General features: G+C 68.4%; 18 protein-coding genes. 5 read left to right on the top strand and 13 right to left on the bottom strand.

Features of this window, described 5'->3' with window-relative positions; genetic code table 11:
* The first annotated feature begins 4 nt into the window (after window positions 1-4).
* Genes Q0629_RS07360 through Q0629_RS07350 form a run of 3 tightly spaced genes read left to right on the top strand, consistent with a single transcriptional unit; the run spans window position 5 to window position 4836 of the window.
* The gene (locus Q0629_RS07360) at window positions 5-1828 is read left to right on the top strand and encodes a GGDEF domain-containing protein (RefSeq protein ID WP_298780816.1); all 1824 of its coding nucleotides are present in this window, start codon (window positions 5-7) and stop codon (window positions 1826-1828) included.
* Window positions 1829-1849: 21 nt separating this feature from the next.
* The gene (locus tag Q0629_RS07355) at window positions 1850-2482 is read left to right on the top strand and encodes a CvpA family protein (RefSeq protein WP_298780813.1); all 633 of its coding nucleotides are present in this window, start codon (window positions 1850-1852) and stop codon (window positions 2480-2482) included.
* Window positions 2482-4836, top strand: coding sequence for a Smr/MutS family protein (locus Q0629_RS07350; protein ID WP_298780810.1), 2355 nt, complete (start codon window positions 2482-2484; stop codon window positions 4834-4836). Before Q0629_RS07355 ends, Q0629_RS07350 begins: the two co-directional genes overlap by 1 nt.
* Window positions 4837-4909: 73 nt before the next feature.
* Here Q0629_RS07350 and Q0629_RS07345 read toward each other — a convergent pair whose 3' ends face one another.
* The 4 genes from Q0629_RS07345 to Q0629_RS07330 are packed head-to-tail and all read right to left on the bottom strand — an operon-like array spanning window position 4910 to window position 9994.
* Window positions 4910-5848, bottom strand: coding sequence for an alpha/beta hydrolase (locus tag Q0629_RS07345; RefSeq protein ID WP_298780808.1), 939 nt, complete (start codon window positions 5846-5848; stop codon window positions 4910-4912).
* 56 nt (window positions 5849-5904) lie between these two features.
* The gene (gene trmFO / locus Q0629_RS07340; protein ID WP_298780805.1) at window positions 5905-7266 is read right to left on the bottom strand and encodes a methylenetetrahydrofolate--tRNA-(uracil(54)-C(5))-methyltransferase (FADH(2)-oxidizing) TrmFO; all 1362 of its coding nucleotides are present in this window, start codon (window positions 7264-7266) and stop codon (window positions 5905-5907) included.
* Window positions 7267-7283: 17 nt separating this feature from the next.
* Window positions 7284-9665 (bottom strand): type I DNA topoisomerase, encoded by a 2382-nt coding sequence (gene topA / locus Q0629_RS07335; RefSeq protein ID WP_298780801.1) that lies wholly within the window; start codon window positions 9663-9665, stop codon window positions 7284-7286.
* A complete protein-coding gene (locus tag Q0629_RS07330) occupies window positions 9665-9994 on the bottom strand; it encodes a hypothetical protein (protein ID WP_298780799.1) in 330 nt (109 codons plus the stop codon). Before Q0629_RS07330 ends, topA begins: the two co-directional genes overlap by 1 nt.
* A 557-nt stretch (window positions 9995-10551) precedes the next feature.
* Between Q0629_RS07330 and Q0629_RS07325 the strand changes: the two genes are divergently transcribed.
* Together Q0629_RS07325 and Q0629_RS07320 are read left to right on the top strand one after the other, a co-directional pair.
* Window positions 10552-14085 carry a hypothetical protein gene (locus Q0629_RS07325; protein WP_298780797.1) on the top strand — a complete coding sequence of 1178 codons (3534 nt, stop codon included), beginning with the start codon at window positions 10552-10554 and terminating at the stop codon, window positions 14083-14085.
* Window positions 14086-14191: 106 nt separating this feature from the next.
* The gene (locus tag Q0629_RS07320; protein ID WP_298780795.1) at window positions 14192-15043 is read left to right on the top strand and encodes a hypothetical protein; all 852 of its coding nucleotides are present in this window, start codon (window positions 14192-14194) and stop codon (window positions 15041-15043) included.
* A 220-nt stretch (window positions 15044-15263) separates the two neighbouring features.
* On the opposite strand, the gene Q0629_RS07315 is transcribed toward Q0629_RS07320, so the two are convergent.
* The 9 genes from Q0629_RS07315 to ybeY form a co-directional block, all read right to left on the bottom strand.
* Entirely contained in the window at window positions 15264-15914 is a 651-nt protein-coding gene (locus Q0629_RS07315) for a GntR family transcriptional regulator (protein ID WP_298780792.1), read from the bottom strand.
* Window positions 15915-16001: 87 nt separating this feature from the next.
* Window positions 16002-16961, bottom strand: a complete 960-nt coding sequence (locus Q0629_RS07310; protein WP_298780790.1) for a radical SAM protein — start codon at window positions 16959-16961, stop codon at window positions 16002-16004.
* A gap of 78 nt (window positions 16962-17039) precedes the next feature.
* Window positions 17040-19157: a glycine--tRNA ligase subunit beta gene (gene glyS, locus Q0629_RS07305; RefSeq protein WP_298780787.1), complete on the bottom strand. Its 2118-nt coding sequence runs from the start codon at window positions 19155-19157 to the stop codon at window positions 17040-17042.
* On the bottom strand, window positions 19157-20074 hold the full coding sequence (glyQ, locus tag Q0629_RS07300) for a glycine--tRNA ligase subunit alpha (protein WP_298780784.1): 918 nt from the start codon (window positions 20072-20074) through the stop codon (window positions 19157-19159). Before glyQ ends, glyS begins: the two co-directional genes overlap by 1 nt.
* A 165-nt stretch (window positions 20075-20239) precedes the next feature.
* A complete protein-coding gene (locus tag Q0629_RS07295; RefSeq protein ID WP_298780781.1) occupies window positions 20240-20977 on the bottom strand; it encodes a DNA repair protein RecO C-terminal domain-containing protein in 738 nt (245 codons plus the stop codon).
* Window positions 20977-21885: a GTPase Era gene (gene era / locus Q0629_RS07290; RefSeq protein ID WP_298780779.1), complete on the bottom strand. Its 909-nt coding sequence runs from the start codon at window positions 21883-21885 to the stop codon at window positions 20977-20979. Before era ends, Q0629_RS07295 begins: the two co-directional genes overlap by 1 nt.
* Window positions 21882-22370: a cytidine deaminase gene (locus Q0629_RS07285; RefSeq protein ID WP_298780777.1), complete on the bottom strand. Its 489-nt coding sequence runs from the start codon at window positions 22368-22370 to the stop codon at window positions 21882-21884. Before Q0629_RS07285 ends, era begins: the two co-directional genes overlap by 4 nt.
* Window positions 22367-23656: a hemolysin family protein gene (locus tag Q0629_RS07280; protein ID WP_298780775.1), complete on the bottom strand. Its 1290-nt coding sequence runs from the start codon at window positions 23654-23656 to the stop codon at window positions 22367-22369. Before Q0629_RS07280 ends, Q0629_RS07285 begins: the two co-directional genes overlap by 4 nt.
* A gap of 1 nt (window position 23657) precedes the next feature.
* Window positions 23658-24167: an rRNA maturation RNase YbeY gene (gene ybeY / locus Q0629_RS07275; protein ID WP_298780843.1), complete on the bottom strand. Its 510-nt coding sequence runs from the start codon at window positions 24165-24167 to the stop codon at window positions 23658-23660.
* Between the last annotated feature and the right edge of the window lie 112 nt (window positions 24168-24279).

The following is a 24279-nucleotide window of genomic DNA, read 5'->3' as shown; positions in this document are numbered from 1 at the left end:
TAAATTGAAGAGGCTGCGATGGTGGTTGGGTTTCCTTCTAGTAGTCGTCTTCCTTTTGGCCGTGATGTGCATGGCGTACCGAGCGGGCGAGAACTGGGGGCAGTATCGCCTTGCGGCGATCGAGGAGCTTCCCGCGTCCGCCGGGCTGCCGGCCCTTGACGGGGAAACGGCGGAGGAAAGGGCGCGCCGGGTCGAGGCCCTGAGGTCGGAGGCTTTCGTCCCCATGAGGAACGGCGTGATGCAGATGGCGTCGTTCAATGGAGAGCGCTGGTTTCGGATCCCCGTCGCTCAGTTCGTCCATGACAGTGGGTGTCCATTTTTGCGTCGCAGCCAGGTGGCCCTGCTGTCCACCACCCAGGTCACGCGGGTGGAGTGTTTCGTGCCGGATCCCGTGAACTCGGACCGCCTTATGCTCTGGGCCTCCTGGAGCGGCAGGCCCCTCGAGGGGAACGGCGCGATCCGTAACCCGCACCCGGTCTTCCTCATGCCCTGTTTCTTTGACGCGCGGCCGGGCCGCCACGTCTACCTGCGAATCCTGAACACCCTGCCGCTGAGCGCCTACCTGCACATCCTGGACCAGGACCAATTCATGGCGCGGCAGATGGAGGCCTTCTCGTTCCACACCCTCTTTATCTGCTCCCTTCTGGGCTTCATCCTGGCCTACCTCCTGTTCTACCTCTCCACGGGCAGCCCGTTCTACCGCAGCGCCATCGTTGGGCAGGTCGCGTTCTTCTTCTTCATTTTGTTCTTCAACCGCTATCCCAGCCTCTACTTCGACCTGCCGATGCGCCTGATCTACTTCCTCACCTGGCTTTTCTACGGCGTCCTGAACGTCGTCTGGTCTACACTCAACCACGCGGTGTTCTACTCCCTTGGAGGGGAGCGCACCCGGGGAGGCAGCCCCATGACGTGGGCGCAGGTCCTGCTGGGCCTCTCCGTGACGCTGCTGAGCCAGACGAACCGTCCGGGCCTGCTCGTGACGGCGATCCTTCTGGCCTTCTTGGTCAACGTCGCGGGCTTCCTGAACCTGGCGTTCCACCTGTACCGCATGGGACGGCGGGACTTCTACCTGCTGACCTTCTTCGCCGTCAACCTCGCCTTTGCCCTGTCCTTCGTGGGGCTCTTCTGTTATACCTTCCTGTCCCTCGGCGGGGCCTTCTTCATGGGCATGGTCAGCATGGGCCTCTTCCTGATCCTGCTGTTGGGCGTCACCTGCATTCCGCTCTATGAAACGCGGACGCGCTTCCACGACTACACCCGGCTTCAGGCCCAGAGCAGCTATTACCGGGAGCTCAGCCAGCGGGACGCCATGACGGGCCTGTACAACCACGCATTTCTGAAGTACTCGCTGGCCGAGCGCATCGCGAGCGTCCGCTCCAGAAACCGTCCCCTGTCCTTCATCATGATGGACATCGACCACTTCAAGGTTTTCAACGACACCTGGGGCCATCAGGAGGGGGACGGCGCGCTGATCCTGATCGCGGAGATCCTGAAGGGTTCCCTCCGGGAGTGCGACATCGCCGCGCGCTACGGCGGGGAAGAGTTCTGCGCCGTCCTGGACGGCGCGCCCATGATGACCGCCGTTGCCATCGCCGAGCGCATCCGCAGCTCCTGCGAGGTCCGTTCCCGCAGCCTCGGGGAGGGTAAGCAGGTGACGATCTCCCTGGGGGTGGCCGAGCTGACCCGGGAGGACACGCCGGAAACCCTGGTGGAGCGTGCGGACAACGCGCTCTACTCCGCCAAGAAGAACGGGCGCAATCGGGTGGAGCACGCCAGTGTACGGAGGAGGCTTGACGGCCGCCCCAGTCGATCCTATACAAACCATTAAAAACACTAAGGAGAAATTTTCATGAGTCTTGCTTTGATCGTTGACGTTCTGGCTGCGTGCCTCCTGGCCTTCTTTTTGGTGCGAGGGGCGCTGCGCGGCTTCTTTGGCGAGGTCCTGAGCCTTGTGGGTTCCGTCGTCAGCGCGGTGGCCGCCTGGACCCTGGCGGGCCCTGCCGCGGAGTTCGTGCTGAGGCACTTCCCCTCCTGGGACCTTCGGCTGACGGGGCTGGGCTGCGCCGTCGCCATCTTCTTCGCGATCTCCATCCTCTTCGCCGCCCTGGCGGAGCTCTTCTCCATGCTGATCGCGGCGGCCAACCTGTCGCTGCCGGACCACGTGCTGGGGCTCGCCATGGGCGCGGTCAAGACCTTCTGCGTCCTGATCTTCGTCTACGGCCTGCTGACGATGTTCTCCGCCGTCGTCCCCACCGATTGGATGGCGGAGAGCCGCGCCATGCGCGCGGCGGCCATAGCCTGGCCGCCTGCGGTGCGCTTCCTCGAGGGGCAGGGACTGCTGGACCTGGAGAAGCTGCGGTCCGGGGCCCTATCCGTCGGAACCGCCGCCCTGGCTCTCCCCGCATCAGCCTCACAGGACGAGGGGGTGGTCCGGTCGGAGGACGTGCTGGCCGTGCCCGCCTCGCCGGACGTGAGCCACTGATGCACGCGGAGCCCTCCGTCCTGGAGCTCCTGGAGTTCCGCAAGGCCCTGTCGCCCCTGCGGGAACGCCTGGGGGGAGAGCTGGGAGCCCTGGCCCTCGATCGGCTGGCCCCTGCGGAGGACTTCGCCCGCCTCAGCCGTCGCGCGGACCTGTTGAGGGAGTGGCAGGACCTGCTGGACGCCCAGGGAGCCCCCCAGTGGAGCGCGGACCTGCCCGCCGTCACCCCCCTCTTCGAGGGGGCCCGGCGCAGCGGCATCCTGTCGGGGGGCGAGCTCCTGATGGTGCGCGCCCTGATGGGCGCGGCGAAGCGCGTGCGGGACGGCTTGGCGGACGCCCCGCATCCCGCCCTTGAGGCGCTGCGCCGGAGGCTGAGGGACTTCGCCCCGGAGATCGAGGCCCTCTCCGTGGTGGAGGACACGGGGCGCCTGGCGGACCGGGCCAGCCCGAAGCTGGCTCAGATACGGGAGGCACTGGAGTCCCTGAAGCGGTCCGGGCGGCGCACGGTGGAGCGCCTGCTGAACGACCCCAACGTCCTGAACATGCTCCAGGAGCGGACGTTGGCCTGGCGGGACGGGCGCTTCCTGCTCCTGGTGCGGCAGGAGTACGTCAACCGGTTCCCCGGCCTTGCCGTGGAGCGCTCCAGCTCCGGAAATTCCGTTTACATGGAGCCTCGGATGCTCTCTTCCATCAACAATGGCCTCCTGATGCGGACCCACGACGAGCGCGACGAGGAGCAGCTGATCCTGCTGGACTTGACGCGAAAGGTCCTGGCCCGCGCGGGAGCCCTGGACGCGGCGGAGCGCGTACTGGGAGAGCTCGACCTGATGACGGCCTGCGACGGGCTGGTGCGCGGGCGGGGCTGGATCGTCCCGGCGCTGAGCCGGAAGCGCGGCCTCCGCCTGGTGGGGGCGCGGCACCCCATGCTGAAGGACGCGGCCGTTCCCGTGGACGTGTCCTGCGGGGAGGATGAGGGGTTCTCCACCCTGGTGGTGACCGGGCCCAACACGGGGGGCAAGACGGTGGTCCTCAAGACCGTGGGAGTGCTCCTGCTGATGGCCTGGTGCGGCCTGCCGGTGCCCGCCCGGGACGGCACCCGGATCGGCAGCTTCGACGCCCTCTTCGCCGACATCGGCGACGAGCAGAGCATCGAGCAGAACCTCTCCACCTTCAGCGCGCATCTGAGGAAGATCGTGGGCATCCTGCGGGACGCCACGCGCCAGTCCGTGGTGCTGCTGGACGAGCTGGGGGCGGGGACGGACCCCCAGGAGGGGGCGGCCCTGGGGACGGCCATCCTGGAGACCCTGCGGGGCCGCGGCTGCACGACCCTGGCCACCACGCACCACAACCCCATCAAGCAGTATGCCCTGACGACGCCCGGAGTGGAGACGGCCAGCATGGAGTTCGATGCGGAGCGCCTGGCCCCGACCTACCGGCTCCTCATGGGCGTCCCCGGCAAGAGCAACGCCCTGGCCATCGCCCGGCGTTACGGGATGCCGGAGGAGGTCCTGAAGCTGGCTCAGGGAGAGCTGGCCACCCACGAGGTTTCGGCGGAGGAGCTGATGGGGGAGCTGGTGGAGCGGCGGGCGGCGCTGGACCAGGCGGAGCGGAGCTTCCAGGCGACCGTTCAGGAGACGGAGCGCCTGCGGCAGGCCTATCAGGACCGGGTGCGGGAGATCGACGGCCAGCGGGACAGCATCATGGAGGCGGCGGACCGTCGGGCGGAGCAGCTGCTCAGCCGGGCGGAGGCGGCGTCGAAGGGCATGATCCGCGACCTGGAGGAGACGGTGAAGATGAGTGCGAGTCAGGGGCTGGAGGGCCGCCGGCAGGAGATTCGGAGGATACGGAGCGGCATCGATCGGCGCCGCAGCAGGCGCGTGGAGCGGGAGATCGCGAGCCGCCCCGCCACCTTTGTCGTGGAGCCGGGCGTCACGGTGCAGGTGGCCGGCAGCGGCATCGTGGGCGTGGTGGAGTCCGTGAAGAACGGTCGCGCGGCGCTGATGGCGGGCCCCATGCGCGTGGAGGTCCCCCTGGAGCAGCTGGCCCCGACGGAGAAAAAGGCCAAGGTCGCCGTGCCGCCTCCCAACGCCGAGGCCATGTCCAGGGCGGAAACGGTCCCCAGCTCCATCATGGTGCGGGGCATGGACGTGGGGACGGCCATGCCCTTGGTGGAGAGCTACCTGGACCGGGCCTACCGCGCCAACCACACGAGCGTCACGGTCATCCACGGGCGGGGCGAGGGCATCCTGCGCCGGGAGGTCCACGCGCTCTGCGCCCGGCTGAAGTACGTCAAGGACTTTCGCCTCGGGGGCGAGGGGGAGGGCGGCTTCGGCGTGACCGTCGTGTCGTTCCGCTAGGGGCCGGGCACAAAAAAGGGCGCGGCAGTCCGACCTCGACTGCCGCGCCCTTCGCCGTCCCCTCCGTCCGAGGTCAGTCCTGCTCTTTGAGGAAGTCCAGCACCTTCTCCCGGAAGGTTTGGTACCAAGGCTTTTCCATCATCATGGCGTGGGCGGCGCCCTCAACGATCTCCAGCTTTGAACCCTTGTTCGGCAGGGTTTCAAAGGCCTCCCGGCAGAGCTCCGGGGAAACGTAGGGGTCCACCGATCCGGCGATGATCAGCGTCGGCGCCTTGATCTGCGCGGTGGGGATCAGGCGCACGTCGTCCGACACCAAGAGGTCCCGACGCCCGCCGTTGGGGCTCGAGTCCCCGTCGTAGCGCCAGCAGTTGGACAGAAACGTGTCCGCCACGGCGCGCTCCACGATGTCGTAGTCGATGCTCTGGTCCTGGCGCGTCTGAAAATCGCCCGCCGCGTGGGCCCAGGTGTTGTGGTTGAAGGGCTTCGTCACCTCGACGGCCCCCAGGCCGGCCACGATGGGGGCGTAGAGCACGAGCCTGCGCACCAGGTCCGGGTACTTTGCGGCAAAGCGCCCGCTGGTGACGGTGCCCCAGCTCCAGCCCAGCACGTCCAGCTTTGCGCTTCCGCTTTCCTTCAGGATGACGCCCGCCGCGGCCGCGATGTCCTCCGCCGCGTAGTCCGAGTTTGGCAGGAAGCCGTCCTCAACGGCCTGGGACGAGCCGTAGCCCGCGATGTCCAGGCGCCACACCGCGTAGCCTTTCTCCGCGAAGAAGCGGGCGAGGCTGTAGTCCTGATAGTCCACGTCGAACTCGTGGGAGGAGTAGGTCAGTCCATGGACCAGGAGCAGCGGCTTCCGGGGGACGCTCGCGTCCCCGCTTTCGAGGGACTCCAGGAAGAGCTTGACGCCCTCTCGCTCCAGGGGCACGACCCTGCGCACGAACTCAGCCGATGCGGGGCACGCGGCCAACGTCGCGGCCAGCAGGGCGGCCAGAATAACGCAAATCCTTTTCATAACACGACCTCCTTAAGCTGAAGATGGCACTATTTTATTGATTCGCCGTGCTGACGTCAAGGCGCGGGGACGCCCTGAGCCCGCCAGAAGCCCTCGGCGGCGGCCAGGGCGCGGTCGCGGTAGGCCGCGGCGCGAAGCTTTTTGTCCCGTATCCGGCCCTCCAGCGGAGGGAGGATGCCCAGGTTGGCGTTCATGGGCTGAAAGCGCTCCGGGTCCGCGGTTCGGAGGTAGCGCATCAGGGACCCGACGACCGTTTCGTCGGGCCAGACGGGCAGGGGGCGCCCCGTCGCCAGGCAGGCGGCGTGGAGGCCGGCCGCGAGCCCCATGGCCGTGCTCTCCATGTAGCCCTCCACCCCCGTGATCTGTCCCGCCAGAAACAGGTCCCCTCGCCTCGTGGGGGTGGGACGCAGCCACGGGTCCAGCACGGCGGGCGCGCAGACGGAGGTGTTGCGGTGCATCACCCCCAGGCGCACGAACTCGGCGCGCTCGAGGCCGGGGATCATGGAGAACACGCGCCGCTGCTCTCCCCACTTCAGCCCGGTCTGAAAGCCCACGAGGTTGAAGAGCGTCCCCGCGGCGTCGTCCTGCCGCAGCTGCACGACGGCCCAGGCGCGGCCGCCGTGTCCCGGCCGGGGGTCCTCCAGCCCCACCGGGCGGAGGGGGCCGAAGCGCAGGGTGTCCGGGCCCCGCTCCGCCAGGGCCTCGATGGGGATGCAGCCCTCGAAGTACATCCCCCGCTCGAAGTCGTGGGGCAGCGCGCGCTCTGCGTGGACCAGCGCGTCGTGGAAGGCCAGGTACTCCTCCCGCGTCATGGGGCAGTTGATGTAGTCCCCGCTCCCGCCCCACCGCCCTGCGACGTAGGCCCTCTCCATGTCGATGGAGTCGCGGGTGACGATGGGGGCCGCCGCGTCGAAGAAGGCCACGTACCCGCGGCCCAGCGCCGCGGCCAGGGCGTCCGCCAGGGGGGCGGAGGTGAGGGGGCCCGTGGCGAGGATCGCCGGGCCCTCCGGCAGGGACGTGACCTCCTGGCGGATCAGTTGGACCTCCGGGCGGGCGGTGATCCGTTCCGTGACCAGGGCCGAGAAGCGTTCCCGGTCCACGGCCAGCGCGCCGCCCGCGGGCACGCGGCAGGCCTCGGCGCACTCCAGGATCAGGGAGCCGCCCAGGGCCAGCTCGTCCTTCAGGATGCCCCCCGCGGAGGGGCGCTCGCGTCCCCGGTCCGCCCCGAAGGAGTTGCTGCACACCACCTCCGCCAGCCGGTCCGTGCTGTGGGCCGGCGTCGTGGCCAGGGGCCGCATCTCGAACAGGTGCACGGGCAGGCCGCGCCGGGCCAGTTGCCACGCCGCCTCGCATCCCGCAAGCCCGCCGCCGACGACGGTGAACGGCATGTCCATGAGCCCTCCGACCTTTTCGTCCATCTCTTGGCTTCGTCCCGTCACTCGTCGGAGGGCGCGTCGTCCGCGGCCTTGTAGCCGCACTGGGTGCAGAAGCGGGTCCGTCCGCGCCGGTAGAGGTCCGCCCCGCACTCCGGGCACCGGTCGCCCGTCGGTTGGTTCCAGGAGGTGTAGTCGCAGTCGGGGTATCGGGAGCAGCCGTAGAAGGTCCTGCCGGTCCGGCTGCGCCGCTTCACCACCGTGCCGCCCTGCTCCGAGCCGCACTTGGGGCACGGCACGCCGATGGTCTTCAGGATGGCGCGGGTGTAGCGGCACTCCGGGTAGCCGGTGCAGGCGATGAACTCCCCGAAGCGCCCGCGCTTCTTCACCAGAGGCTTCCCGCACTCGGGGCAGTCCTCACCGATGGGCTCCGGCTCCGGAAGGGGCACGCGCTCCGCGCTCTGGGCCTCCTCCACCGTTCGCGAGAACTCGGTCCAGAACTCCCGCACCACGTCCAGCCAGCGGCGGCGGGTTTCCTCCACCTCGTCCAGCTCCCGCTCCATCTGGGCGGTGAAGCCCGCGTCCACGATGGAGGACAGGTCCTTGCGGTCGAAGTAGCGCATCAGGAACTCGTCCACCGTCATCCCCAGGGCGGTGGGGCAGAAGCGCTTCTCCTCGTTCTTCTCCACGTAGCCGCGCACGTCGAGCGTGCCGGAGATCGTCGCGTAGGTGGAGGGGCGCCCCACCCCGTTCTCCTCCAGCGTCTTGATTAGGCTGGCCTCCGAGTAGCGGGCCGGCGGGCGCGTGAAGCGCTGCTCCTTCGTCATGTCGGTGGGGGTCAGGACCGTCCCCGCCTCGACGGGCTCCAGCCGCTCCCCCTTCAGGTCCAGGGGCCACACCGCGCTCCAGCCGTCGAAGACCAGGCTCTCGCCCTCCTGCTTCAGGCCGACGCGGCCGGCCTCCGCCCGCAGCGTGGCCTTCGCCGTGACGGCGGGCGCCATCTGGCACGCCGTGAACCGGCGCCAGATCATGTCGTAGAGGCGGAACTGCTCGGGCGACATCGCGTCCCGGACGGCCTCCGGCGTGAGGGTCACGTCCGTCGGGCGGATCGCCTCGTGCGCGTCCTGGCTGCGGCCCGGCGCCGCGTAGACGTTGGGGGCCTTCGGCAGCCGCTCGGCGCCGTAGGTCCGCTCGATGAAGTCCCGGCAGAGCCCCAAAGCCTCCTCGGAGAGCCTCAGGCTGTCCGTGCGCATGTAGGTGATGAGGCCCACGCTGCCGCGGCCGGGGACGTTCAGCCCCTCGTAGAGCTCCTGGGCCACGCGCATCGTGCGCCGCGGCACCATGCCGAGGCGCCGCGAGGCCTCCTGCTGCAGGGTGCTGGTGCGGAAGGGGGCCGGCGCCGCCCTGGGGCTCTCGCGCAGGCGGAACTCCGAAACGGTCAGGGGGTGGTTCCGCACCTCCTCCAGGATATCGTCCGCCGTGGCCTCGTCCTTGATCAGGAGCGGCAGCGTCCCCTTCATCAGGGACTTCCCGTCCAGCCGGTCCGCCCTCAGCTCGTAGAGGCGGTCCCCCGGCGCGGAGGCCCGCACCGTCACCACCCAGTAGGGGTCCGGGACGAACTTCTGGATCTCGCGCTCCCGCTGGCAGATCAGGTTCAGCGCCACGGACTGCACGCGCCCCGCGGAGAGGCCGTAGCGGATCTTCTTCCAGAGGAGGGGGCTCAGCGTGTACCCCACCAGCCGGTCGAGGACGCGGCGGGCCTGCTGGGCGTCCACCCGGTTCTGGTCGATGAAGTCCGGCGCCTGCACCGCGCTCCGCACGGCGTTGGCCGTGATCTCGTAGAAGCGCACGCGGCACCGGCTGGCCAGGTCCACCCCCAGCACCTCCGCCAGGTGCCAGGCGATGGCCTCCCCCTCGCGGTCCGGGTCCGAGGCCAGGAGGACGTTCGCGGCGCTCCGGGCCAGAGCCAGGAGCTCGTTCTTCAGGGCGGCCTTGCCCTTGACCAGGATGTACTCCGGCTTGAAGTCGTGCTCGATGTCGATGGCCATGCGGCTGCGGGGCAGGTCCCGGATGTGCCCCTTGCTGGACCGGACGAGGTAGTCCTTCCCCAGGAAGCCATTGATGGTCTGGGCCTTCTCCGGGGACTCCACGATGATCAGCGTCCGCCCCTCGGCGCTGAGGGGGCCGGTGCGCCTGCGGGACGCCCTGGCCGGCGCCTTTGCTGCGGCCGCGGGTGCCTTTTTCGTGGCGGCCTTCGTTCGCTTGGCCGCAGGCTTCGCGGCCGGCTCTTTCGTCGCGGGTGCCTTCTCTGCGACAGCCTTTGGCTTCCTGGCCGCGCGCTTTGCGGCCGGCGCCTTTGCTGCGGTCGTGGGTGCCTTTTCCGTGGCGGCCTCCGGCCCCTGGGCCGTACGCTTTTTGGCCGCCGCTTTCTTGGCGGGGCTCATCAGCACACCCAGCTCGGCTGGGACTGGGAGGGTGCCAGCAGGAGCGGGATGCTGAAGGTGGGGTCCAGCGACACGGCGTCCACCAGGTTCTGAAGGGTGGAGGCGTCGGTGGCGGAGTTGCTGGCCATCCCCAGGACGAGGGCCTGTATGAGGGCCTTCTCCATCGTTTCCATGGGGACGGCCCAGGACTCCAGGAGCGACGAGGCCAGGGCCAGGGCCTCCGGCGCGATGTAGCGGCGCTCCACGTCGCTGAAGATGCGGCGGGCCCCCGCGCCGCCCTGGATTCTCCGCACGTCTGATGGGGTCTGGTTTTTCTGCGTCTTTTTCACGGGCACTTCTCCTTAAGGGTTCGGTCGTGTGCACTCCGGGACCTTGGCTCTCCGGCGCGCACGGGGCTATTTATACCATACTTTGCGATTTTGTAGAAATCCTTTTGTGCTTTTCGCGAGAATGGAGGAATGGACGCTGAGGTCAAAATCGAAAAAAGTCAAGACTTGATTTTTTCCCCGGCGTCGCTTCTTCCACACCGTCCACTTATCCACATTGCGGGTCGGAACGGCGATGTCGTAACGCATCGCGGAAAAATATCCACCGGGTTGTCCACTTGTCCACAATTCCATCCACACGGACCAAAGGTTCATTTTTTGCCCCACTTTCGGCATTGGAGCCTCGAAGCCCACAGACCGCAGGTCGAAGGGCTCAGGCTTCCTGCGCGTTTTTTGAGGGGCCGTAAGATTGAGGAAAAGCCTCCAGGATTTTTCCCCCCGTTTCCTTTATAATCGCGTCCAGGGACGCGGGGGAGAGGTGGCCCCGGCGTCCGTTCGCTGTTTTGCGGTTGTGGGAATTGATGAGGAACGAAGCGAGGTCTTTCCATTTGACAAAGTTCTTGAAGGGCCTGTTGGCCCTGCTCCTTTTGGTTGCGGCAACGGCCGCGACGCTCTTCTGGCTGCCCACGGGCTCCTGGCTCGTGCTACCCCTGGCTCGATGGATCGGCGGCGCCATGACGCCGGCCCTGAGGCTGGAGGGGGTGGAGGGGTCCCTGTTCCAGGGTTATGAGGTGCAGGGCCTTGTCCTGGCGTCGGGGGACGCGACGTACCTGACGCTGGACCGGGCCGCCGTCAGCCTGGATTGGGGGCTGACCCTTCGGGGGACCCCCTGGGTCCGATCCCTTGAGGTTCAGGGACTAAGCGCCGACGTGGAGAGGATTCAAGAGCTGGCTGGACGTTTCGCAGGCGGTGCGGAGGGGGCCAGCCCCGCCGTGTACCCCCTGAGGGCCTCCCTGCGGGACCTGCACCTGATCCTTTCTCAGGGAACCCTCGACCTCTCCGAGCTGACGCTGACGGAGGAGGGGGACCTGGCCCTCGCCGCCCGCCTCAGGTCGATGGCGGAGGACCTGCCCATCGCGCTGAAGGGGAGGGTGAGCTTTCAGACCCTCGAGGTCCTCTCCTCAGACCTCCGCGTCGGTGAGGGGCGAGGGGCGGTTCAGGGGCGGATTCTGCCTGTGCTGGACCTCAGGGCGGACCTGTCGGCGCTGCCGCTGGCGCCCCTCATGGCCCTGGCTCCCGATGGAACCCCGCGGGCCTCCGGCCTCCTGCACGGACGGCTTCAGGTCCGTGCGGACTCCGGGGACGTGAAGGCCGAGGGGGTGCTCACCCTCCGGAAGGGCGCGGTGGCGGACGTTCCCCTCTCCCTGCGGGTGCCCTGGCGCTGGGCCGGTGGGGTCCTGTCGGTGGCGGGGGGCGAGCTCCGGACGGCGGCGTCCTCCATCCGGCTGGAGGCCTCGGCGGACCTGAGCCGCGGGATGGAAGCGCTGCGCGTCGTGGCCCGCGGCGAAGCGCAAAACCTCTCCCTGAGGGAGATTGGGCGCATCGCAGCCCCCGGCGCGGGGCTGGAGGGAGAGGGGGGGCTGGTGAGCTTCGACCTCTCCGGGGACCTGGAGAGGTGGGAGGGGCGCCTCGCGGCGCGCCTCCCGGAGGTCTCCGCAGGGGGGCAGCGCCTGGTGAAGGGGCTGACCCTGGACGCCCGCCTGGGGGCTGGGGAGGCCCCCAGGGTCTCCTGTGGCGGGGAGGTGTTCGGCGGCAAGCTCTTCGGGCGCGGCGAGGTGGCGGAGAAGGACGGAAAGCTCCTGCCCCGGCTGATCCTCTCCGTGGTGAACGCCGACCTGTCCAGCGCCGCCGCCGTGCTGCCGGCGCTGGCGGAGCACCGGCTTTCGGGCCGGGCCACCGTCACCCTCAGGGTGGCGGAGGACCTCTCCGTCTCCGGCCGGGTCGCGTCGGAGAAGCTCTCCGCGGCGGGCCTCAATCTGTCGGGCCTTCAGGCGGACCTCCGCTGGCGAAGGGGACGGGCGAGCCTGGACTCCCTGACGGCGCGGCTGGGCTCCGCCTCCCTCTCCGCGTCGGGCGCGGCGGACCTGGGGGATCGGACCCTGTCCTTCCAGGCCAGCCTCCGAGACTTGGACCCCCGAACCTTCCCCCAACTGGCGGGGCAGCTTCGAGGCCTCTGCGACCTGGAGGCGGAGGTCGAGGGGGGCTTTGAGGACCCCCGCGCGACGGTGCGCCTGAGGGGGCGGAACAACCGGGCGGCGAACGTCCCCCTGGGGAACCTGGACGTCTCGGCCACCTACGCGGCGGGCCGCCTCTCCCTGCCCGAGACGCGGGTGAGCCTGGCGGGGGGCGTCGTGTCCCTGCGGGGCGATGTGACCTTCGCGCCGGGCTCCCCGCGTCTGGACCTCTCGGCCTCCGTCCCGGCGCTGGACCTGGCCCGCCTGGTGAAGGACCTCGCGCCCTCCGTCCCGGTGGCGGGGACGGTGCGAGGCCACCTCAGCGTGAAGGGCGAGCTCTCGACGGCCTCCCTGCAGGCGAGCCTCCAGGCGGAGGGGGTGCGGGCCTGGGGGGTCGAGGTCCCGACGGTGACGCTCGCGGCGGGCGGAAACGCGGCCCAGGTCTCCATTCGAAAGCTGGAAGCCAGGGTGGGGTCGGCCCTGATTTCGGGCAGCGGCCGGGTCACGGCGGGGAAGAAGCGTCTGGCGGACAGCGTCCTGGACGTTTCGATGAGCGTCAAGGGGCTGGCGCTGCGGCCGCTGGCCGAGCGCTTCCTGGAGGCTGCCCCCCTGGGCGGCTCCCTGGACGGCTCTCTGGCCCTGAAGGGGACCCTGGCGCGGCCCGCCCTGACGCTGCGGGTGGACTCCCCCGTCTCCGTCAACCAGGTGGTGATCGACGCTGCGTCCCTCACCCTCACGTCCCCATCGGCCGGCCGGTACGCCCTGACGGCCAGCGGGCGGAAGGGGAGTTTTAAGCTCTCCATGGAAGGCGTCCTGAAGCGGGCGGGCAAGGCGTGGGCCTGGACGGTGCGGACGGCGCCGATGGACCTGGGGGTCCTGGCGGCGGAGGTGGCCCCTCAGGCCGTGGGCATGGTCTCCGGCGCGGCGACGGTGAGCGTCAGGGGCACGGCGCCGGGGGACGGGCCCATCGAGGTGACGGTCGCCTCGAAGAAGCTCACCGCCGTGGGCAGTGTGGACGTCGCGAACGTCTCCCTCCCGATGACGGTCCTGACGGGGAGGGGGAAGGTCCTCATGAAGGAGGGCAGCGCCGACCTGGCGGGGGGTGTCGTCCGACTGAGCGTCGAGGCGGACCTGAAGGGCTCCCGATGGAAGGGCCGGCTGACCGCGCGGGACGTGGACCTGGGTCGTCTCACCGCGCCGTTCCTGACGGAGGGAGAGCTGGTGGGCAGCGCGGACCTGGAGGCGGACCTGAAGGGGAACTTCGGCTTCCTGGCCACGAGCTTTGCCGCGGGGCGCTTCATCACCTCCAGCGGCTGTCTGCGGGGGATGGAGCTCATCGACGCGATCTCCCCCACGAAGCGCATCAGCTTTGAGCACGTCCGGGGGACCTTCTTCTGGGACGGGTCGGACCTCTTCCTGAACCCGGGGTCCCAGGCCACGGCGGGGCCGGAGGAGCCGCTCTACCGTTATTTCTCCGTCAACGGCTCCCTGGGCATCCCCGGCAAGGGGCTGAAGCTGGTCTGCAAAGGGCGCTTCGACCTCAAGCTGCTGGACCAGATCCTTGGGGCCCTGAAGGGCGTGTTTCAGTACATGACGGGCGGTCTGTCCGGGGGCCTGGTGCGCGACACGCTGGGCCGCGCCATCGGGCTGCGGGGCCGGGACTTCCAGGACGTATCCTTCACCCTGTCCAACAGTTGGCAGGAGCTGCGCCTGTTGAACCTGAAGATCGACAAGCCCCTGCAGGACTACCTTCCGCTGGACTCCCTCAACGGAAACCAGCAGAAGCAGAGGGATGACACCCAGTTCCGTCTGAACCTGAAGTTCCCCACCGGCCCCGGCGGCGGGAGCCCGGAGGATCGGTCCACGCAGGACCAGCTCAAGGAGCAACTGCTGGACAACCTGCTGCACATCGGCAACTGAGCGCGTTGAAACGCTCCACAGAGGTGTGGTGCAACGGCAATGGGGAGCGTAAGAGCATCATAAAATATCGAGCATCAATATATATTGAAAGGAGCACGTTGATTTGATGAGGAAATTTGTGTGCGGACCGTTGAGGGCTTTCGGAGGGGTGGGGCTGCTTTTGGCGGCTCTGGCGGCGTTTGGCCTTTTCCCCTGTGCTGCGGAGGCGGGGGTGACGAGTTCCGGGGACGTCGGGCTGATCGAGTTCAGGTCCTACCCTGATGAACCCGTCGCGGGCGAGAACATGACGCTGACGGTCCGCTTTCGCTACGGCCTCCGTCCCCAGGACGGGACGCTGGTCGTCTCCGTGACGGATGCTGAGGGCAAGTCCCTGCGCTCCTGGTCCCTCCGGGAGAGCGACGGCGAGCAGCGGACGTACGAGGGCGCCTCCGAGTGGCGCGCCTCCGTGACCTTCAAGGCGGAGTCCGGGATGCGCCGCGCCTTCCTCCGTTGGAACGCTCCGGGTGGGGACGCGGAGACGAAGCGGTACGAGGAGAGCATTTCGCTGATCCGGGAGGAAAGCGTTGAGAATGGTCTCGCCTCCTACCGGGTGACCTCCGGCCCCGCCTACCCGGGCGACTACATGACCACGACGGCGCGCTTCAACCGCCAGCCGGACACGGGCTCCGTCTACATGGTCCTGAGACAGCGGAACGGGAGCCTGAGCGGAAGGTTCGAATACGACGACGCGCGCCGCAGCGAGGGCTTCTACCAGTACCGGTTCAGGTTCCGCATCGGGGAGGGGGAGTGGCGCTCCACGCTCCACTGGAAGATAAACGGGCGGCAGTACAGCCGGGACCTGCCCTTCAGTCTGGACTCGGACCGGAAGAACGAGGGCCTGAACGGGTGCAGCGCCGGCTTGTCGGGCCTGATGGGGTTGGCCGTCGTGGCGGGCCTCCTCCTTCTCAGGAGGCGCTAGCCGGACGGGGGCGGAGGGGGCCGGTCGGTCGGCTGTGCCGAAAGAGGACAATTTATTGTCGTCTTTCGGCGTTGGCGAGAGAGGACAATTTATTGTCGTCTTTCGGCGTTGGCGAGAGAGGTCAGACAGGCGCGTCTTATGAAAAACACTCGCCGCCCCTACACCCCTCCCCTTCGGGGAGCCTTCCGGCTGCCGTTCGCCCTTGCTCACGGGCCGTCAGTCACGCTCCGCCCGGCAGGCGCCACTCCGCATTCGGGACGCGGAGCCGAATGTGCTCCCGCATGACGGCAACGCTGCCCTCCACGTCGCCCGTGCTCACCACGCGCACGATCCGACGGTGCTCCTCCAGGGTCGACTCGTCGAAGAAGGGGTTGAAGAAGGCCATGTAGACCCCCGTGATCATGAGGATGCGCCGGATGAAGTCCACCATCACCCCGTTGCCGCTGCCCATGGCCAGCGTCATGTGGAAATCCGTGTTCACCGTCATGTAGCGGTCTATGTCCCGGTTCTGGATGATGCTCTCCTCCTCCGCAACCTTCGCCTCAAGCCGCGCGATCAGAAGCGGCGTGACGTTGGCGGCCGCCTTGGCGACGGCCTTGCACTCCAGCACCTCCCGCACCTCGTAGGCCTGCTCCATGCCCTCCGGCGTCGGGTCCGCCACCCACACGCCCTGGCTGGGCACGACGACGACGAAGCCCTCCTCCCCCAGACGGCGCAGGGCCTCGCGCACCGGCGTGCGGCTGACGCCGGCCTGGCGCGCCAGTTCCACCTCCGACAGCCGCTCCCCCGCGGCGTACTGCCGCAACAGGATGCAGCGGCGAATCTCCCGGTACGCCTGATCCGCCGCCGTGACGGCCTGAGGCCTGTCCATCCTTCCACCTCCCTGGTTCGCGTGTGCAGCTTCCTTATGAAAAATTCTAGCACAGGCCTTCGCGCGGAGAAAGCGGCGGCGTCCCCACTACTCCACCCCCCAGCTGCGCCAGCGCAGGAGATCACGCTCCCCTGCGCCAGGGCCCGACAACTCCCGGTCGGCCTCATCCAGGCGCTGCAACAGCCGTTCCCGATGCAGGGGGATGCGCCCCTTGATGGGAAAGAGGTTCGTCTTGTGCGTGGCGTTCCACACCGTGGAGAGCGTCAGCCGGGACAGGAGGTCCCGCCCCTCCCGCATCGCCTCCAGGGGCGAGAGGCGCCGAAACTCGCGGGCGCGCACCCGCTCCGCCAGGCGGGCGCCCTTGAAGATCACGAGCGTCACCACCGTCAGCTCGAAGGGGCGGGCCGCGTTCAGCAGGCTGGCCGTCCCCTCCACGTGGTCCGCCGACATCTCCCGCCCTCCCAGGCCCAGCATGACGTAGACGGAGAAGGCTATCCCCGCCGCCTCCAGCGCCGCCATAGCGCGAGCGTTCTCCTCGCGCCCCACGCCCTTCTCCTGGTAGCGCAGCACCCGATCCGACCCGGACTCGACGCCCAGGCAGAAGCGGTCATACCCGGCGCCGCGCAGGGCCTCCAGCTCCGCCGGGGTCTTGCGCAGCACGTCGTCCGCCCGCGCGAAGGCCGAGATGTAGGCGCACGAAGGGAACGCGCTGCGCACCATCCCCGCAATGCGCAGGAGCGCCTCCGTCCCCAGCACGAGGGGGTTGCCTCCCGCCAGGAGGAAGCGCGTGGGAGGCCTGCGGTCCCGCTCGTGGATCGCCTGAAGGCGCTCGACGTTCGCGGCGATCTCCTCCATGGAGAGCGCGCGGAACCGCATGCCCTGGTTCAGGTCGCAGAACAGGCAGCGCCCATAGCTGCAGCTGACGGTGACGGGAAGCTGCACCGCGTAGGACTCCGCCATCGGCACATAGTAGAAGAAGCCGTACTCGTCGTAGAGCTCGCGCTTCAGGCGGCGCACCCGCTGAGCGAACTCCCTGTCCTGTCCCAAGTCCCTTCCCTCCCCGTCAAGCTCTGAAAAAAGGGCGGCCGCACGCGGCCCCCCCCATCGGACCGTGAAGGTCCCCGCCTATCCCTTCGGCGCCAGCTCCTCCGCGGACGCCAGCTTGATGGAGCCGATGTCGCCCACCTCGCTGAACAGCGCGCCGCACCGCTCCAGGATCATCAGGCGATTGTTCCGCACGGCCTCGTCCCGATCCATCACCATCACGTCATCGAAGAAGGTCGTCACCACAGGGGAGAGCTTCGCCAGGAGCTCCATGAGCGCCTGCCAGTCGTGGGACTCCAGGGCGATGCGCACGGAGGGCTCCAGGTTTGAAACGGCGGCGTCCAGCTCGCGCTCTGCCTGAACGGTCATGAGGGAGGGGTCCGCCTCCAGGCGCTCACCCCGCTGCACCTCGCGCCCCGCCTTCTGCAGAATGTTGCGCACGCGCACCGCCGCGGACACCAGGTTCACGAACCACTCCTGCTCCCGGACCTCCGTGAGGACCTCCATCAGGCGCAGCGCCTGGTTGGGCATCCGGCCGATGACGGAGATGGCCAGGACAGCCAGGTCCTTGTCGTAGCCACGTTCATAAAGCTGTCCCTTCAGCCTTTCAGACAGGAAGGCCCCGATCCGAAGCCGCGTGTCTCCGTCCACCTCGTTGATGCGGCAGGCCTCGTCCACGGCGGCATCCACGTCGAGGTCCAGGTTCCTGGCCCAGAGGATCTCGTTCATGCCGCGGGCCGCGCGCCGCAGCGCATAGGGGTCCTGGGCGCTCGTGGGCTCAAGCCCCACCTTGTAGCAGGCCGTGATGATGTGCAGGCGCTCCGCAACGCCAAGGATGGCCCCCACGTCGTCCGTCGGCAGAGCGTCCGACGCGAAGCGGGGGAGGTAGTGCTCGAAGATGGCCTTCGCCACGCGGGGGTCCTCCCCGGAACGCAGGGCGTACTCCCGGCCCATGACTCCCTGAAGCTCCGGAAACTCAAAGACCATGCTCGTCACCTGGTCCGCCTTGGAGAGCCAGGCCGCGCGCTCCACCAGGGGGGCGAGGTCCTTCCGCTTCAGCTCCCCGCACAGCCAGAGCGCCAGCTTCTGCGTCCGCTCCACCTTCTCCTTCATGCTTCCCAGCTTCTCCTGGTAGGTCACGTCCTTCAAGCGGTCGACGTAGGAGGAGAGGGAGCGCTTGAGGTCCTCCTTCCAGAAGAAGGCGGCGTCCTCAAGGCGCGCCCTCAGGACGCGCTCGTTGCCCTCCCGGACCACCTGCATGTTCTCCGCCCGGTTGTTGCTGACGCCGATGAAGAAGTTCGCCAGCTTCTTGCTGTCCGCGTTGCGGACCGGGAAGTACTTCTGGTTCTTCTTCATGGAGGTGACCAGCACCTCCTCAGGAATCTCCAGGTAGCGCGCGTCAAAGGAGCCGACGAAAGGAACGGGGTACTCCACCAGGTAGAGGTTCTCCTCCACCAGCTCGGGCGGCAGCTCCGCCTTCAGGTTCCCCTCGAACTGGTTCTCCAGCTTCGTGACCGCTGCCAGCATCTCCTGGCGGCGCCGGTCCTGGTCCAGGATGACCTTGTTCTCGAACAGCGCCCCCATGAAGTCCGCAGCGTCCTTCACCTCGATGGCCTTCTTGCCCATGAAGCGGTGCCCGCTCGTCGTCCGTCCACTCTCCACGCCGGCGAAGCTGAAGGGGATCACCTGGTCGTCCGCAAGGGCCAGAATCCAGCGGATGGGCCGCGCAAAGCGCACGCCGGGATCGTTCCAGTACATGCTCTTGGGGAAGGTCAGCCCCTCGATGAGGCCGCGCAGCAGGTCCGGCAGGACGCTCCGGGTAGCGCGGCCCTCCTCGCGGACCTCCGCCATGACGTACTCAACGCCCTTCACCGTATCCCTCTTCAGGTCGTCCACCGAAACGCCCCGGCTCTTCGCGAAGCCCAGGGCCGCCCGCGTGGGGTTCCCCTCGTCGTCGTAGGCCGAGGCCAGGGGCGGCCCCTTGAAGCTCTCCATCAGGGCCTGCTGTTGTTCCTCAACCCCCGACGCGATCAGCACCAGGCGGCGAGGCGTGGCGTAAGCGTTCACGTCCTTGAAGCCAATCCGGCTTCCCGTCAGGGCGGAGGCGGCCCCCTGCTTCAGCGCCGCCAGCGCGTCCGGTATAAAACGATAGGGGATCTCCTCCGTTCCGATCTCCAGCACCACGTTCTTCAGCGCCATCACGCATTCCCCCCCTCGAAGAACGATTCTCCGGCGCGGGCGGCGTCAAACCGCCCCATCAGCGGAAAGCCCATGTCCTCGCGCTGCTTGCGCCAGGCCGCAGCGCAGCGGCAGGCCAGGGCGCGGACCCGCCCGATGTAGCTGGTGCGCTCCGTGACGCTGATGGCCCCGCGGGCGTCCAGGAGGTTGAACGTGTGGGAGCTCTTCAGCACGTAGTCGTAGGCGGGCAGCACCAGGCCGGCGTCCAGGATGCGGCCCGCCTCGGCCTCGTAGGCCCGGAACAGCTTGAAGAGCATGTCCGTGTCCGCCACCTCGAAGTTGTAGCGGGAGTGCTCGATCTCGCCCTGGAGGTGTACGTCGCCGTAGGTGACGCTGTCCGTCCACTTCAGGTCGTAGACGCTGTCCACCTTCTGAACGTACATGGCGATGCGCTCCAGGCCATAGGTCAGCTCGGCCGGAACGGCCTCCATGTTCACGCCGCCCAGCTGCTGGAAGTAGGTGAACTGCGTGATCTCCATCCCGTCCAGCCACACCTCCCACCCCAGGCCCCAGGCGCCCGTGGAGGGGTTCTCCCAGTCGTCCTCGACGAAGCGGATGTCATGCTCTTCGGGCTCGATCCCCAGGCTCGTCAGGCTTTCAATGTAGAGGTCTTGGATGTTGGCCGGCGCCGGCTTGATGATGACCTGATACTGATAGTAGTGCTGAAGGCGGTTGGGGTTCTGGCCGTAGCGCCCGTCGGCCGGACGGCGCGACGGCTCCACGTAGGCGGTTCGCCACGGCTCCGGCCCCAGCACCCGCAGCGCCGTGGCGGGGTTCATCGTCCCCGCGCCGACCTCGACGTCGTACGGCTGCCGCACCACGCAGCCCTTCTGGCTCCAGAAGCGCTGAAGCCGAAAGCACAGTTCCTGAAAGTTCATGAAACCTCATCTCTCCTTAGGGAAGCGCTGAATCGCGCTGATTGACGCATCGACGGCCGCAGAAGACAAGCCGCCTCAGGCGCAGCAAAGGCGTTCGGAAGCGCTCTCCCTTAAATTGACGAAATTGACGCGGGCTCGGAAGGCGCTCGACGCCGCCCTGCGCGGCTACCGCGCCCCGCCCTCCAGCAGGCCCGCCGCACAGCGTGCGGCGACGGCAAAGGGCTCTCCGCCTCCGGCCGGCCCCCGTCCCTCAAAAGAGCCGAAGGCGCGGGGCAGCGCGTCCGCGGAGGACTCCGCCACGCGCAGGAGCAGCGCCAGCTCCTCGGCCGTAAAGGCCGGATGGGTCCGCGCCGCGTCCGGCGCGCAGTCCGGGCACAGCAGCCCTTCCTCCGTCCAGGCCGCCCGTTTCGGCCGCGCCCCACAGCGGGCGCAGCGCGTCAGGTCCGGCGCCAGCCCCCACAGGACGAGCCAGCGCCGCAGGAAGCGCCAGTTCACCGCCGGCACGGGGACCTCAGGTGCGGCCAGGAGCGTCATGTTCCAGTAGAGGTTCGCCAGCACGTCGTCCGCCGGGTGGTCCGCCATCAAAAGGCGCGTCAGGAGCCTGGACCAGCTCACGGCCAGCCGCAACGCTTCGGGCCGGCGCCGGAGGAAGAGCATGTCCTTCGCGACGTCCACGCTGTTCACGTAGAGCCCGCCGCTGCGCCCTCGGTACAGGCCGAAGACGCCCCACACGAAGGGTTCCGTCCCTCCGCCCAGGCGCACGCGGCCCCGCTCCGCTCCGGGGGCCGAGGCCCAGGTCAGGCCCTGCCCCTTCAGCAGGAGCGTCAGCCTCAGCCCGCCCTCCCCTGCCCTCCGGCGGGACAGCACCGTGCCCGACGCCGAGAGGAGCCCCTGCCTCGGCATCAGGCATAGCCCAGACGGCGCAGCACGGCCTCCGACTGTCGCCAGCGCGGGGAAACCTTTACCCACAGGTCCAAGTAGACCGGCAGGCCCGTGATCTCCTCCAGCTCCGTCCGGGCGGCGCGGCCGATCCGCTTGATCATGGACCCCGACGCGCCGATGAGGATGGCCTTCTGCCCCTCCGTTTCCACGATAAGGGCTGCGCGGATGTAGAGCCGCTTCCGGTCCGGGTACTCCTCCGGGCTCTTGTACTCCTGAACCTCCACCGCCGTGCAGTGGGGCACCTCGTCCCGCAGCAGGGCCAGCACGTGGCCTCGGATCGCCTCGGAGGCCATGAACCGCTCCGTCGTGTCCATCAGGACGTCCGGGTCGTACCAGGGCGTCCCCTCCGGCAAAAAGGGCAGGAGCAGGTCCACGAGGGCCTCGATCCCCCGCCCCATCTTTGCCGAAACGGCGGCACGGCCCGCGAAGGGGCGCAACCTGCCGTAGAGCTCAAAGGCCCCTTCGGGGTCCGCGGCGTCCGCCTTGTTCGCCACCAGGACGACGGGGCCCTTGAAGTCCGCCAGCGCCCGGGCCGCCTCCCGGTCCTCCGCTCGGAGGCTTCGGTCCCCCGCCTCCACGATCCAGCAGGCGGCGTCCGCGTCCTCCAGTGCCGCCGCGGCGGACTCCGTCAGGAAGCGCCCCAGTCTGTCCCTGGGGCAGTAGAGCCCCGGCGTGTCCGTAAAGACGATCTGAGCCCGCTCGTCGTTGTAGATGCAGCGCACGGCGCTGCGCGTCGTCTGGGGCTTGGGGGACACCACGGCCGCCCGCGCCCGAAGGAGCGCGTTCACCAGGGAGGACTTGCCCACGTTGGGGCGCCCCACCAGCGCCACCACGCCGCACCGGAGGCCCGCCGCCGCAGCCCCACTCACCGGCGGCCCCCCTCGCTCAGCGTGAAGGCGTGAGGCAGAAGCTCCGACAGCGCGAAGATCTGCGGCCCCTCCTCCGAGGCCAGCACCACCCGCAGCTCCGGGTTGAACTCCATGAGCGTCTGACGGCAGGCACCGCAGGGGGGACAGGGGACGACGCCGCGGCGCTCCCGCTCCTCCGCCCCAAAACCGACCACGGCCACGGCCACGGGGGAACGCCGCCCCTGCGCGACCATGACGGCCACGGCGCAGCGCTCCGCACAGAGGGTGAGGCCGTAGGAGGCGTTCTCCACGTTGCCGGCGGTCACCACGGCGCCGTCTTCCATGAGCAGTGCCGCCCCCACGCGAAAGCGCGAATAGGGCACGTAGGCGCGCCACGCGGCGGCCTCCGCCCTCGCCAGAAGCGCCTCCGGCGTCACCTCTCGGAAGGGCCACGCGCTCCGTCCCTCTCCGTCCATCACGATCCCCTCCCCCTCAAAACGCCTCAAGCGGAAGCCCCGGCGTCCTTCCGCCTCATGCTCAGGACCTTGATCCGGTGCTCACCAAGGTCCACGACCTTGATTCGCCAATCCCGATAGAGGAACTCGTCGCCCGCCCGTGGGAAGCCCCCCGACAGGAGGAGCACCAGCCCTCCCAGGCTCTCCGCGTCCTCGGACTCGAAGGGACAGCCCAGCGCCTCGCTCAGGTCCTCGAGGCTGGTGCTGCCCTGGACGAGGTAGCTGCCGTCCTCCATCCTCTGGATGTCGGGCGCCTCCTGGTCGTACTCGTCCTGGATTTCCCCAACGATCTCCTCCAGGATGTCCTCCATGGTCACGAGGCCCGCCACGCCGCCATACTCGTCCACGACGATGGCGATGTGGATGTGGTCCCGCCGCATGGCCTCCAGCAGCTCCGCCGTCCGAATCGTCTCCGGAACGAAGATGGGCCGGCGCAGCAGGCTCCGCACCTCGCAGCTCAGGTCCGCGTCCCGCAGGCACTTCAGCGTGTCCTTCACGTAGAGGATGCCGACGACGTTATCCAGGTTCTCCTCGTAGACGGGGATGCGGGAGTGCCCGTGCTCGATAAAGAGGTTCACGGCCTCCTCCAGCGTGTCCTCCGCCTCGAGCGTCAGCATGTCCGTCCGGGGCACCATGATCTCGTGGACGCGGGTTTCGTCGAAGTCGATGATCCCGTCGATCATGCGGCGCTCCGAGGCCTCCAGGGCGCCGCTCTCCTCCCCGATCTTCACCACCTGCTCGATCTCGTCCCGCGTCACGAACACCTTCTTCGTTTCCAGGTTCAGGTGCAGCAGGAAGCCGATGAAGTTCACGCACTTCCGCATCAGCCACGCGAAGGGCAGCAGGACGAAGGAGAGCAAGCGAAGGAAGGGGGACGTGAACAGCAGGATGCCCTCGGGGTGGACCATCGCAGCGCTCTTCGGCAGGATCTCGCCGAAGATGACGATGAGGAGCGTCATGATGGGCACCACCCATACCAGCGCGCGAGGTCCGAACACGTGCAGCGCGATGCTGGAGGCCAGCGTACTGGCGGCGATGTTTACGACGTTATTGGAGATCAGGCAGACCGTGAGCGGCTGCTGCACGTCGTCGACGATCCACTGAAGCACGGAGCGGAGAAACGGCCGGCTCTCCTGCAGGAGGAACAGACGGCTCCGCCCCGTCGTCGTGATGGCCGTTTCCGCCGCGCTGAAGAGGGCGGAGAGGAGGAACAGGAACAGGAACCACAGGCCGTCCTTCAACGCGCCGGCGAGGGCGTGCGCGTCGATCCCTCCCATCTCAGCGCGCCTCCCGTCCGGCGGAGGCCAGCGCGGCCAAAAGGCGATCCCGAAGGCGCGCCTGACGATCCCACATGGCGGCCTGTCGTTCCTCCGTGTCGTGGTCCCAGGCCAGGAGGTGCAGGAAGGAGTGGGCTAGCACCAGGCACAGCGCCTCCTCCTCCGACGCCGCGTCGTTTCGCGCGCGCGCCTCCCCCGGACAGATCATCACGTCCCCCAGGGGCAGGACGGAGCCGGCCAGCATCGAGTCCGGCGTGAAGCGTCCGTCCTCCTCCCACATGGGGAAGGACAGCACGTCCGTCGCCTCGTCGCACTCCCGGTAGTCCTGGTTCACCGCCCGAATCTCCTCCGGACTCAGGATGGAGATGGACACCTCCACGTTCCCATAGCCGGCCATCTCCGGGAAGAGGTCCAGAAGTTCCTCCTCCAGCACCGGTTCAAACGCGCTCCACGCGGATATCGGAACGGGATTTTGAGGATCCCCGCCCTCCGGGGCCTCGACGCTCAACACTAACTTCAAGAGAAAATACCCCCCAAAGAGTTCAAACGGCCCCAAGGCCGCAAAAGACGAAGTCGCGCGGCAACGGTGCCGCCCCATCCGGCGCTCCCGCCCGCGGGGACGC

The organism is uncultured Fretibacterium sp. (assembly GCF_938030725.1).
Taxonomy (GTDB): domain Bacteria; phylum Synergistota; class Synergistia; order Synergistales; family Aminobacteriaceae; genus Fretibacterium.
The sequence above is the reverse complement of the archived record's forward strand: the minus strand, read 5'-3'. Positions and strand labels throughout refer to the sequence as shown.